The sequence below is a fragment of the Paenibacillus maysiensis genome, assembly GCF_000520815.1.
GTDB classification, from domain to species: Bacteria; Bacillota; Bacilli; order Paenibacillales; family Paenibacillaceae; genus Paenibacillus; species Paenibacillus maysiensis.
On the sequence record NZ_ASRY01000146.1, the window covers coordinates 1 to 14,225 of the forward strand.

The window sequence follows — 14,225 nt, forward strand, 5'->3', positions numbered from 1 at the left end:
CAAATGAAAAAGGAACCCTAGCTCATAGCCAGAGTTCCCGTGTATGATATGTACTTTTAAATTTTCAATATTTCAATCATCATTTAACTTGCTAAATTTCTTCTCGAAAAACTATAAATTTTAAATGGTGACTCAGCTAGCTTCTACAGTTCAATTTGATCGCTTATATTACTAATGACCTCTCGCCAACATTGCTCCCGTTGGTTGTCCAGTACATGATATACTTCCTCTTCCAATACCTTGTATCGTTCATTTAATTCAGGCAAAAGGTGAGCCATTCGCTGATCTATAAGTTCTTCCAAATGGGCTTTTTGTAAAATCTCATTCGTTACTTCTTGCTTGACACGTTGATGAATACTTTGTTCCAGGCTAAGCTTAAGCGTTGATGAATCTGGAATGACTTTTCCTTTATCATACTCAGACATCTTCCCTTCCAGCCAAGAAACAAATAATTCAGAATCCATGGCATTCAACTCGACTCGATTCGTTTGTAGCCAATCTTTCCATTCGCCAGCTACATAACCCGCTACAGGCTTCTCGTCTCTCTTCCTTTCTAACTTTTCTACTTCTAGCCCCATATGAACAGCTTCCTCTGGATCAAGTCCCAAATTGATTACTCGTACTTTTCGACCTGGGCGAGCTTTCGTTTCCTCCACCAACGTCTCATAGATTTTAGTTCCAGCAGCATCTGCATCATGGATACAGAAGAATTGCAGTTCCTCCTCGGTTTCCCCCAGCATATCCAGCAAATCCTTAACGGCTCGGCTGGCATATCCCTTCGATGTGACCAATGCACAATCATATCGTTCAGGGAATTTTGCTTGCTTTAATAGCGGGAATAAACCTTCCTTTTCGCAATACAGGATTTTATTAAATGTCCAATTCGGTCGACTATAGTCTTGAACCGTCAATGTACCGATAGGAATATCCTCACCTGTATGCGGGTGATACAATACACCTCGATTATCCCGATATAAATTTGGAATCTCTCCGCATTCATTTTCATAGTTGGTGATGATTCCACAAAAATTTCCATACTCAAGCTGGCGACCTAACTCTGAGATGATGTAAGGACGTATGGCATAATACAGTTGGCGTAAGCTAAAAGGATACTTACCGTTACCACTTGCTTTGTCGATGGCTGCTTGCAAATGAGTCAGAATGATATCCTTCTGTGACTTCTTCTTGTCCGTTTTGCTTATATGCTTCTTCGCTCGTTTCGCTGCCTTCTGAATAGCTTCTTTAATTTCATTGTTCATCCAATTTAGATCAGGCTCTTTACCATCACTCACAATCGGCATATAGGGAGTAGTGATATTCAGAATAATGTGACAAGGTTTTATTGCAATTTTTTCATAGAAGCCACTTGCAAATACAGTAACTGATTTTTTATCTACGCTAAGTTGGTTCCATCCTGTAGTTGGAGATTTATTGACGAGGATATCCAGTCCAGAAGACTTATTGAAATCAACCCAAGCTTCAACTGTAAACGGGATTTCGGCGTTATATATTCCTCTACCACTTTTCACTGTAAATTCACCGCTGGACTTGTAGTATTCATAACCCGTTATTCCATTCATACTACTGTAACGAGATCGATTGACCTGTTTACTGTGATTCCGAATCGCACCAAGCAATGATTCCGTTTCATCAAACGAAAGTGATTGAACCAATTTGTTTTTATAGTCGCTTGCCACTTTTCCAGCTTTCGTCCCTGTGCAACCATCAAACTCTGCAACCAACTCGCGTACACTACCTGTATAACCTTGGCACAATTCATAAAATGCTTCTGACGTGTACCAATAACCTGAGGTTTTCCCTTTATACTCTCCACCCTGATTATACTGAATGGCTAATTCGGCCCAATGTAGGTCTGGCTTTAACGAATGACCAAATTGAATCTCAATCTTCGTTCCCGTATGAGGAGAATCGCCTACTTTCTTAGCCGTAGAAGTTCCATCGGCTTGGAAATGAATCTGATATCTTTGTCCACGTGTAGATACGTATAAACTCCCACCCGAAGCAATAACAGCACCTGATACAACACGAAGTCCATTTCCCAATGCACCCCGAGTTGGCATTCGTAATATTTTACTGGACAGAAACGGACGATTAATGGAGAATAACTCTGCCAATAATTCAGGATTGATCCCCTTACCCTGATCCTTCACGTAGATTCCATTTGGTTCCACATATCCCACTTCACAGTTACCACAATGATCCAGCGCATTATCTGCCAATTCCTTCGCAACCAGTAGTCCAAGTTTATCCCGACTAACTCCAGCTTTCTGTGGCAGTGTTTCTAAATTTCTAAATTTTGTCCAATCCTGAGTTGTGATCAAATCCAAGTTTAAAATCTCTCCCTTTTCGATTTTTTTGAGCAAGATTAAAATTCAATATGAAACATGAAAATTTTAAAGCGATAATCTATAACTCTATTGAATTAGCCGTGTTATTCACATCACGACCTCTCTACGGGCTGACAAGCCCTGTGCGAAGCACCCTACTACATCAAATAGTCTATTTAATAAATTCTCTAATCATTATGTAAAATTAGTTTTAATGGAACTATTATTCATCTACTCGTGGGATAGGGGAAACTCTGGGCGATAAAACCACTTCGCTGCGCTTCGTAAACGGTAGTATCGCTTGCCGCCGTTTCCCCTCCCACACCCAACCCCTTTGCGGCTCATTATCATTCTCAACTTGCACGGTTTCTTATATATTATTATAGAAAACTGTATAAGTTAGGATGGAAGAGAAGTTTCACCGGAACGATGTATATACTGTTGTCTCCCTCCACCTTTTAGCCGTGAAATTTGGATGTTATGCTGCTTGAGCATATGTTGAATATTCTCCTTTTTGATCAGTCTGCTCCAATAAGTATCTGCAATGTCCAATTGTTTACGTACTTCTGTAACCGCGATAGATTGTCCATCCCACGTTTCAATATAGGTGTATAGCCGTTTTTCTTGTTTGTCTACACCCTTTTGGTGATTTTTCTCCAAATCAAATTCTGGAATCTGTTCTACTTTGAATGTACATCCTTTAAATCGTTGGCCTATCATTTCTTTCAAGCGGTTATCGACACCAAATAAGTAGATATCAACCTGTTCATCTGAACTAAAATCTCGCACTTTGGTTCGGAATACCTCTTGTTCCAAATCCACTAACATTCTTCGTAATTCAAATATGTTGAGGTTATCATGACCAAATCGGCTCGTTTTTCCATCAAATTGAATATAGTTTTGTACCTTATTCATGTCGCTTTCATTTAATTGACCTAAACGATCCAGATTCAGAAATGTATATAGAAAAGCAGCTACAGTTTCATCCGAGGGTAAACGGTTCCAGCCAATCTGAACCATTTTCCGGCAATGCTGAAATAGATTTTTCCCTTTGGTATTCCCAAAGTAAGGAACTACGTTTTTTCCATTCTGATCCTGATCCAAGACAACATAAGGATGATGTTCGAGTTGTTTGGTAAGTTGCTTATTGATATTCATTTTTCCACCCATTTTATAAGAAACAACATACGTGGGTTCGTTGAACTTTTTTCGAATCCAGTTGGTCACTACTTGTAGCTTAGATTTAGAGTTTTCAATAGCACTTCTACTCATATTTTCGTTTATGATATGAAAGGTAACGTTATCATATTCTTTATAGTCATCGATATTAAAGTGAACGAATTCTGGGGTGTAGCTAGGGTCTCCTTCACCTGTTGCATCAAAAATGTATGTTCTAAATTGTTCCAAGTGGAATCCTTCTTTGGGAAAAATCACTTTGAAATAAATGGAGCTGGAGGTATTACAGAATAATCCTCCTGATTGGAAAAATAGTTGAATCGCAGCGAGTTCCTCAGTAAAGGGTTGAAGATATTTGTAAAAAAGCTCTAGAAATTTTTCCTCAAAGATGTCTTCATTGTGAAGTATAATTCGACTGCGATATTCTTTATACTGATTCTGCAAATCCAGTATTCTACCCTGTACTTGATGCAGAACATGTTTCATATACATTTTGTTATTTGTCGTTTCGGAATCAAAAATTGGAATCTCATTCACTGCGTTCGACAGTTTTAACAAGAGCTTCTCATCCACATTCACTTGTTTTTCTAGGACTGGTTTTTCGTCCATCATAATAATGTTACGTGAACGTTCTCCTCCCCAACAATTATAAGTCGTTAATGTACTCAGTTTATCCGTTCTATAATGGGAAAATCGCTCCTTGCTCATGGCCACGATAGGACTGTTCTTCTGATCAAATCGCTGTTTAAATACCCAACATTCTTGGTAAAAGGGACAATTTCGGCTGGAGCAGCTACCTTTGACATATTCGGTAATCCCATTCAGACAATGTTCTTTGTTCCAGCCTTCCATCACATATACCCAATCCACTTTATTAAAATCGTCGTAGTAACCAAATTGCTCTCGAATTTTGAATTGTATATTTTTCAAGTCTTCGATCCGGTCACTGACGATGATCATGCCCAAATCCAGTTCTTTTTCATGTTCATGAAATACACCGATGTTATTAATGAGCGTTTCTACAATGGATCGAATCAAAGTCGATTTGCCAAATCCAGCCTTAGCCGGGATGACTACAGCTTTATCGGGATGCTTCAATTCGCTAAAGATAAGCCGCGCACAGTCCTGTGAAAATTGTTGTTGCTTGTCCGATATGGATTTCTGATATGAATGTTGAAAAGTGGAAACGAAGCGATTAGAAACCTCCGCTGCCAAATCATTTACTTTTGAGTTGTTTATAATGAGATCATCAATTTTATAGGAATCAATGATCACGCTAAACAAACGCTGAAAAAGTTGCCCATCCTTAAATTCTTTATTGTAAATAACTTCGTTATAGATACGTTTTTTCTTTGTCTGCTCCATCGTTATGATCACCTGCCTGAATTACAATAAGCGAGCTTTAAATTGGTTATAATGTGACATCGTTTTCCGCAGTTGCGGTGAGTTATTAAATATATAAATAACACGATTGTCATCTTTCAAGTCTAAACGCTCATTTACTTTCTTGAATCCATTAAACATCAGCCATCCGGCCATTCGAGACTGAGTAATGACAATTGTATCGCTTTCCATATCTGACCTCCACATATAATAATGATTTGAATGTGAAAGGTAAACTTCCTCTCACATCCCTCTCTACCGGCTGACAAGCCGCATGGTTAAGCTCGGAAGTCTGCTAGACAAGTGATGGAAGCTTTCGTTGTCTTTATAATGTGCTTAATGGTTATAAACTTGTTCATATAGCCATTGAGGATGGAATCTCCTTCTTTTCGAGCAATGCTCAATCCTTCAGCCACGCCAAGCCAGCCTCGGTCATCAAACAAGGTATACGTCTGACCCACTATTTTCTCAGCTACTTCTTTGGGATTCCATGTCCTCTTTTCGCTGCTTACCAAGGAAATTTTGTAGTCGATGAGATCATCGAGCTTTGCATCCTGTCGTTTGAGGTACTTATCAGGAATGCTCATATCTTTGCCTTCGGGCCATTGCAATGTGTAAGCTTCTTGTTTCATCACCGTGGTATAGTTATGGCCTAGCCACTCAAAGGTATATTCATCGCTCTCTTTTGCCTGCTGGATATATACTTTATCATTATCCTCATAATGAAGCTGTACATTTTGCAGCATTCCTTCACTAGCGACCACCCAACAAAAGGAATAATTTTCATTCGATTTTTTCGCTTTGGAGTCTACGTAAGTCTTCCGCACAGCAGCCGTAGCAAGTAGAGAAGGACAATCGCATATGTGTTCTGCTGCTGCTTTCGTTTCCCGATATAGCTCTGCAAATTTGGCATCCACTTCTTTTCGCAATCGCTTCTGCTTCTCGTCTGATGCGAATGGATTCATACTTTGCTTCTCTTGTGTTAGCTCTTTATTTCTTTGCAAGAACGCTTTATAGGTTGCATTTAACGCATCAATCGTTTGATCCACACAAACTATATCCAGGTCGGGATTTTGAAAATACTGATAGATATTCTCAAACTGATGCTTTCTAATTTTTTGACCTGTATCCTCCAGCATAATTCGATTTACATATTGCTTAAACGAAAACATGGACTCGGCCAGCTTATCTAAAGCCGAGGTGTGCTCACGATCCTTGTTGTAGTTTTTTCCATCTTTGAAAAATGTAAATTGTGGCTTCAACGTTCCATACCGATGCTGAATTACATCTGGAATGACCACTTGGTCGAACAGACCCGATTTGGAAGCATCTATACATAGGGCTTGTAAATGCTTCATGATCGCAATCGGAAACTTGTATTGCAATAACCTATCCTTCGCATTAGCCATATTTTCAATCGTCGTATTGATATCGGTGATTTCTCCCGTTTTATCTTCAGAGCGAATAATAAAATCAATAACATTTGCCTTGTTCCATTCCTCTGAAGGAGCGGTGGATTTATCTGCATCGTTGACTTGCACCAGTAAATCGATGACATAGTCTGCCAGTGATACTTTAGCCTGAGCGGGAAAACGTTCCACAAAATGCTGCTGGATATTCTCATTCAACAGGTCAAGCCGATTTTTACCGTGGTGTTCACTTTTCTCGTTATTAACCTTGAAATTGTACTGCTGTAGGTATTCAATCTGAGTCTCTGCCAAGTTTAATTGTGTAGACAGAATCAGTAATTCATCGCCGTCCCTGTCTGCGCCGCCAAGACGATCTGGCTCTGTCCCTAAAGGAAGCTGCACAATGTTGTCGATATGACGAATAAACTCAGCATCCTCACCTTCATAATCCACAAATGTGGTTCGCGTGATTTCACTGAAGGACATGATCGGATTTCTCGCAAATAGATTCTGGCCTAATATCGCACCGCCACAGTAACTCTGCTTGGCAGATAGAAACCCTGTGTACTCCCAAGTGTGATGATCCGCTGCCGCAGCGTAAGACAAAAACGCTAAAATGTCTTGAGTTACATATAGATATTTGGCTTCAACATAAAATTTTCCCAAGCCCATTTCATCTATTTTATGGTCGATTACTTCCTTGATCGTTTGCCTTACTTTATGATCGAATGCCAATTTTTTATTAAGGTGGAGAGCATGAATGGCATCGCTACATTGTTTACCAATTCCATTATCTGAATTTTCTTGATGAATCAAGTGCAGGAAGGCATACAAATAGCGGAGATTTTCCCAGTCCAGCTCCTCTTTGCGATAGATACTTAATGCCCGATATATGAGATCACCCTGCACATGGGATAAGCAAACGACATCTCTGGCTTGCAGATCAAGTGCCAGTAATAACTGATATGATGATTTTCGGTATTGTTCATGTACTGGCTTGGCAATATTGGAGATGCCAATCGCATCATAGCCATACTCGATCAATTTAGACTGGTATGCTGCTATCGAGGGAAATAACCAAGCTTTCTCCTCTAAACCGTCTGGCTTTTCTCCAATCACTTGCAGCTTCGCTTTAAAGGTAGACTCGGTGGTTAAAATATCGATCTTGTCTGCATCATGCCATGTTCCGAATATATCCTGAATCCGCTTCACGTTATGCTTACGGAAATACCCATGAAAATCTACACAGGGGAAAAAGCCTTTGATCGCTGGCAAGCGTAATTGATAACCTGTAATCGTATAGTCTACCTTAAGGAAACACTCCATTTGCCGTCCTAACTCTTTTGAGACCAAACCCATACCATCAAATACATTTTCCATGACCGTATGATTTTTTACTTCAGCTAATTGCAACCCCGTTGACCATGGTGTGATGGGGAGTTCTTTTTTCTCATACGGCTCAGTTTGGTCGATAGTCCATACGGGAACCGAAACGCCATCTTTCTTTTCGACTTTCCATGCAGGTTTACTAAGGTGCTCTAAAGTCACTCGTCTACTATTCTCTTTTTCCCAGCGACCAGTCGTTTTGTATTGCTCTCTATCGTTAGGTGCGATAGGAAGCTCAATTTTATGCTCTTTGACCTTTTTGTTGATTTTTTGACGCTGCTTTTCATAGTGTTGTTCTTCTTCCACATAGGCTTGAAGCTTAACATATCTGCCTTCTTCTTCGGGTGTGCGATCATATGGAAGGATCATCTCTACATCTTCCGTTACGGGTATTTCCTTATCAGGGAGAATGCAGATAGTTAATTGCTTCATGTCTACAGGATAGAGATACACGTCTGTCGTCATTAAAGCATTTCGCGTCAGATTTTTAGATACAGTACATTTAGTCGGTTCGGTTCCAAGGGAAACATGTTCCTTCAATGCTTCAGCGTATTTCTCTAGTACAAATAGCTGACGACATTCTTTGTTTTGAGCACCGGAAAGGACATTATCCAAAAATACATAGTTATGCTGAGCAATCTCTTGACCGTCTGACTTTGTATAGATGGCGGTAAAGCCCTTTTCCAGCAAACGTTTGAGTTTGTCATTGTCCTCTTCACTACGCCCACGTCCAGTTTCGATGGTCATGATTGGGAGGAGATTCTTCTTTTTCCTGATCGGCTTGCTGTTATTGGATTTTGGATCGGTAGTATCTTGATTGGTTATGTACTCTGGAGTAGCATCGAATTTCTTCTTCATTATTTTCTCGTACAAAATGTAATACAAGAAAGTTTCACTTGTTTGTTTAGCATCTGCTAAAGTATAGACCAGCGAAAATTCGCCATTTTGCTCTCTTACATCGCCAAGTTGATATTGCCATATGTGGTATTGTCTTTTTTTGATCATCTGTTAGCCTCCGATATTTAATGCGCAATACAGAACAAACGTTTCTGTTTTTATTATATCGAATATGCGTTCCCATTTGAATAGTTAGTGTAATAAAACTTTTGAAAGTGAAAGAAAGTTTTTTGGCGAACGAGAAAAGAGACTGTATTATTAAATCATTATCTCGCTCCTGATCCTAACTGGCCATTATATATCACCCAGAAAGGCATGAAGAAGAGACCTAGCATCAGTTACTAGGCCTTGAAACTCGAGCTTCAATTTGATTAGTGTGAAAAAGATGGAATCTAAGCTTTCTTCAACACAAAGCATAGGGAATAAATTTTTGGCCTCTTCGCTATACATTGTGGTAAAAGTTACTTTTTACAAGCTTATAGAGCGATTTGACATGGAGCCTCTGCGGGCATGAGTACTCGCGAAAGTCGCGAAGGATGAGGGTTCGCGTTGCTAACCAGCTTATCATGCCCGCCTCGCCATATAAAATCGCTGTCTATTTACCCCACTTAGAGTAGCGAGGAAGCAATTTTTCTGACCTCATCGCTGCCAGTGGAGCGATGGAGGGATTGTATGTTAGGGAAAGAGCGAAGGAAAGCCATATATAACAAGGCTTTTATAAGTTTAGTTTCTCTACAGTCAAGTATACTGTGGTGCTTTGAGAAGAAATAATGTGACCAATATAATGCCCTTTATTTTCTTAATGGAACCCAGCCAAAAGGGTATAATTTTCAAGTTTTTGAAATTTTGGCTTTTTGTTTTAAGCGATATTCTAATAATAAAGTATATTCTATCTTCAAATTTAAAATTTCATCTGCATTCCATATATCTGCTTTTTTAAATAATTTGCTAAATCAAGGGAATTGACATCTAATCGTTTTAACCATTCAATACAATAATCAGTGCTAATATTTTCATGGTTTCCAATAATTTCAGATAATTTTATTGCTGCTTCTCTCGGAAGACCTATAGCCATAAATTCCAAGGCAGATGCTGTACATGCACCATATTCTAAGTAAGCTGATATATTTATCACCTTTTCAGACTCCTCGGCCTTCCCAATGCTAATAAGAAAAGTCTTTAATACCTCGATATATGTTTGTGTATATTTAACGATTTGATATCTTATTGTTCTATTAATAAATTCAATTTCATTTTTAACATGCTTTGTTATCTCTCTATGTTCTCTACTTAATACAGTTCTATTAAAAAACATTAATTGCGCTAAAGAGGTTCCCCTCATCCATTTATGTCCAGCCGTAGTAATCTTTTTTTCTTGTTTATCACTCCATGATTGCCCAATAAAAAGATGATTAATAATTTTTACTATTAGCGCAAAACTATCGTATCCTTTCTCATTCAGTGGAAAGGCAGGTAAAAATAAATCGTAAATATTTTTATTTAACTCAAAAAAATCCCATAAAGCATTAATTCTATTAGGCATAATACCCGGATTTTTATTGAGTAAGTCTCTAGGAGGCTTGAACTCCTCAATTGTTATTCTAGTAATAGAATCAATTTCTTTTAATGTACTAGCATTGTGCTCTTTATTATAGGAAGAGTTCTCAAGGTTTCTTCCGAGTAAACGTTCCTTGATGATTAAAGAAAAGAGTTGCTCATTATAATCATCTTTTCCTGGATTAGAATTCTGGGTTTCTATGAATTCTTTGAAATTAACGCTGTCCTCAATTAATTTAATTTCAGAAGAAGGCACAATCTTTTGATATCTTTCCCCTGAGACTGGATTACTTCTCCATCTCTCCAATTCAATGCATATGATATTTCCCGCAAAGTCATTTCCAATACGTCCAGCCCTCCCAGCCAAATTCCAAAAACTAAGATTATCTATGGCCTTGTTTCGACCCTTTTGCGGCTTATAGACAAAAATATTTTTAGCAGGCATGTTGACGCCCTCAAGCAAAGTTGATGTACAACTAACTATTTTTAAAGCACCAACTTTAAATAACTCTTCAATCCCCGACCTAATAATTGCAGGTAAGGAACCAAAATGAAATGCTAAACCCCTTCTGATAAAATTAGCAAGTTCATAGCTTTTTGTTATATACTCCTCAATAAAATCTGCAAATTCATCTAATCGTTCATCATTTAGACAAGGGAACTTTCCACTATTAAATAATTCTCTAATAACATCAGTGGAAAGCATTGGCTCATTCGCGTAAATAATAGAGGTCTGATTATTCCAAAGATATAATGCTGAATTAGCTAATATCTTAGAAACTGTATTTCCTGAATTAATATAGTATTTTCTACCAATGTTAATTTCATTATCTTCAACTTTTTCGTCATAAAGAGCACTAACTAATAATTCTTCAGCCCCCATCCTTACCATAATAATATTTTGTCGCACCAATGGTAAATCGTCTTTTTCTTTTAGTCCTCTCTCAAAGTCAAAAGTTTCTAACAGCTTTTGTGGATTTTTAACCAGAGGACTTGAGAATAAAATTTTTGAATCTTTCCACAACACACGTGAAAACTTAATTGCATTTTCAAGTAATACTCCTCTTCCACCATATTGGATATTGTGTGCTTCATCAATAACAATAATCTTCGTCTTTATTTTATTTGCATCTTGTTTATTGCATAACTGGTATAGCCTCTCTTGAGTAAGAACTAAGATATTTGATCTCTCTGGATATTCTACAATTACTTCTGTCTCAGATGAACATCCTACATATATATTCTTTAAGCCTAGCTCGGATATATTAACAAGGAAATCGTTCATAACTTGTTTGATCAAAGCCCTTGTAGGCACGATGTAAATTACAGTAGTTCCCTCTTCTTTACTAATTATATCTAAGAGTACTTTTAAAAATATATACGATTTCCCCGCTGATGTCGGGGCTGAGATGCTAATACCATCGACATCCTCTTCAATCATATCAACAACTTTTTTTTGAAAATTAGTTAAGAGATACTCTTGTCCTGATAACCTCCTAGTATTAGCATACTCAAGTACATGGGCTTCAAATAATGCCATACCGTTTAATTGACGTTTATAGTTACTCATATCATAGCGATTCTCAAGTAATTTCATTCCTGGATAGTTCCCAAGTTTTCTTAAAATTAAAAGAGAAGCCATTGAAACACTACTTGAAGGACTTATTAAAGGTAAGGTTGTAGCAATGTTTAACGCATTCTGCTGATTTTTAATTTTACTTGAGGAAGCCAATAAATTTGCAGATTCTAGCAGTATCCTTATTTCATCATCAGTTAAGTCTTCACTCGTTTTATTGAAAAAGTCGAGCTGAATCTCCATCTTCTTAATTTTTTTTAATAAGATATCTAACTGTTCACTTGATTCAAGTTGACTTATCATAAATTCAAAACTCATGATTACACCTCGGTTCTAGCTAAGTTTTGACATAAAAAGCTCTTCAAAATCAGAAATTTTATTAAACGGAAGTAAAAACCAGTTAATTTTAACTTTTTTGACTTCAGTAGTGCTAAGTATCTGCTTACAGATATATTCATGATTTTTGCTCAATTCTTCAATAAAATAATGATTCAATTGCTCTTCAATACGAGAACCAGTAATTCCATCCTTTTCAAACATCTCAAGAAGATTAGAATCATACCCTGTAAAAACTGTAAGTTCTACACCAACCTGGCTCCAATCTCGAATATCATAAAAATTATCGATTGATTCTTTTAATGGACCCTGACTTAAATTATCATATGAGTACTGATCATAAAAAAAGATATCACCCTTCAAATTTACGATCGCTTCTAATTCCTGAATTAATGTAGAGATACCTGTTTCAAAACATTCATTTAAAATACCGCCACCAGTAAATAAAACTAATTGGCTATCTTTCATCCCAGCATGTACATCATTTGAGACATAATTTAGTTTTGAATTCGACTTACTGCTCCTAATTCTTGTATACATTTTAGGCATTTCTAAAATGCCTTCAATTAGCATCCAGAGGAGCATTGATCCAAGTTTCCCACCATTACTAATTTCGCTAACTATTCTATTTGTTTTCTTTATAATGTCTAAGTGCTTATTTAAATCAAAGATAGCCAAATCGCTTAAATCACATGCATATTGAGTAAGCACTTGTGCCAAATGCATTGCTAATTCGTCCACTCTTTTAATACCAATATCATTATATTTTAGATAGTAGAAATCAACATTTATTTCAATTTCGTCATTGAGCAAGGAATGATCTACTTTGTTAAAAAGCTCAGTGCAAACTTTTTTTTGCAACTGCAATCTTTCTTTTAAAAAGTTATTTGAATTAGCTATGGAAGAATCAATTTTAACGCCATTTTGCACCAGAAATTCTACACACTTAAAAAAGCTAACTGATTTAAGCTGACTCTTAATAGCACTGTATTCTTCCTTTATTATAATTCCTATAACTTTATTTTTAACGACCAATGGTGCCCCAGATAACCCAGCAAGACCATAGGACCATTCATCTTTAATATAACTACTTGTTAATTGCTTATCATATGTTACAGAGTCATCAAAACTATTATCTAAATAGAGTTTTCCAATTAAATAACAGTATGCAGTCCCTTCTTCCTCAATATTCCATTCTCTAGGATAACCCATAGTTTGCCATTCAGTTTCTATGCTTTCATAGCTATTACTGTCAAGTGAAAGCCACTCTTTGATATGATCTACTTTCCCCTCAATTTCAAGCAAAGCAATATCATGTTCAATAGAATCAGCAACTAATTTAGCGTTTTTTATAAAAGATCTATCATTTCCGGAATAGAATTCAAGTTCAATTGGTTCATCATTTTCAATATTTTTTTTGACACAATGCCTTGCCGTAATTACTTGACTTTCATTTATTAAGAACGCTGTCCCTTGACTCCCACATGTAACCTTTGCGGTAATATGATACAAATATTCAGCTGTAACTATGTGAAACTTCCTCCTCGGATTCGTTTAATGAACATTTATTATAGTTGGGACCTCTTTTGTTGCTTGAGCTAAATCATTCGTGTACTGAATACTATAACTAAATTGATCCATTAAACCAGAATCGTTAAATTTATTAAGTATCTTAAAAGGTTTATAATTAAATATGAGTTCCTTATTCTGAGTATTGTCAGTTGTTATTATCCTGTATATAGTTTCAATATCAGGATGACTAAAATTTTTTCCTCTTCCATTCGTTGAGAAGATGTATTTATCTGAGTTTATTAGCTTTAGCAAACTAACACTTGTATTATGTTTACTTCCGTGGTGAGAAACTTTAACTAAATCAAACCACATTTTTTCTTGTTTTGTTTCTTCCAACAATTTTTTTAAATTGTACTCCACAACTTTTGGATGGCAATCTCCTAAAAAGAGCAGCCTCTTTCCTCTAAACTCTAAAATAAATGCAATTGAGCTTCCATTTACCTCAGCTGTATCGGGTTCAAAAGGCTTCTTTGCAATCTCTTCTACAGTTTCTTTAATTGAAGAGACTTCATTAACTCTCCTCTTTTTCAACTCCATTTGAAGATTAGACATGACGGATTGTAATATGAAGTGCGACACCTGCTG

General features: G+C 37.0%; 7 protein-coding genes. All 7 read right to left on the bottom strand.

Annotated features, from left to right (window positions below):
• Positions 1-143: 143 nt before the first annotated feature.
• Entirely contained in the window at positions 144-2,348 is a 2,205-nt protein-coding gene (locus tag L696_RS0109250; RefSeq protein ID WP_025683397.1) for an ATP-binding protein, read from the bottom strand.
• 399 nt (positions 2,349-2,747) lie between these two features.
• Positions 2,748-4,889: a hypothetical protein gene (locus L696_RS0109255; protein WP_025683398.1), complete on the bottom strand. Its 2,142-nt coding sequence runs from the start codon at positions 4,887-4,889 to the stop codon at positions 2,748-2,750.
• A gap of 21 nt (positions 4,890-4,910) precedes the next feature.
• Positions 4,911-5,099, bottom strand: coding sequence for a DUF5659 domain-containing protein (locus L696_RS0109260; RefSeq protein WP_025683399.1), 189 nt, complete (start codon positions 5,097-5,099; stop codon positions 4,911-4,913).
• An 86-nt stretch (positions 5,100-5,185) separates the two neighbouring features.
• Positions 5,186-8,707: a hypothetical protein gene (locus tag L696_RS0109265; protein ID WP_025683400.1), complete on the bottom strand. Its 3,522-nt coding sequence runs from the start codon at positions 8,705-8,707 to the stop codon at positions 5,186-5,188.
• Between the two features lie 793 nt (positions 8,708-9,500).
• Positions 9,501-12,050 carry a DEAD/DEAH box helicase gene (locus L696_RS0109275; protein ID WP_025683401.1) on the bottom strand — a complete coding sequence of 850 codons (2,550 nt, stop codon included), beginning with the start codon at positions 12,048-12,050 and terminating at the stop codon, positions 9,501-9,503.
• A gap of 15 nt (positions 12,051-12,065) precedes the next feature.
• On the bottom strand, positions 12,066-13,580 hold the full coding sequence (locus L696_RS0109280; protein WP_025683402.1) for a Hachiman antiphage defense system protein HamA: 1,515 nt from the start codon (positions 13,578-13,580) through the stop codon (positions 12,066-12,068).
• 42 nt (positions 13,581-13,622) lie between these two features.
• The coding region (locus L696_RS0109285) for a hypothetical protein (protein ID WP_025683403.1) at positions 13,623-14,225 on the bottom strand (603 nt) is incomplete at its 5' end.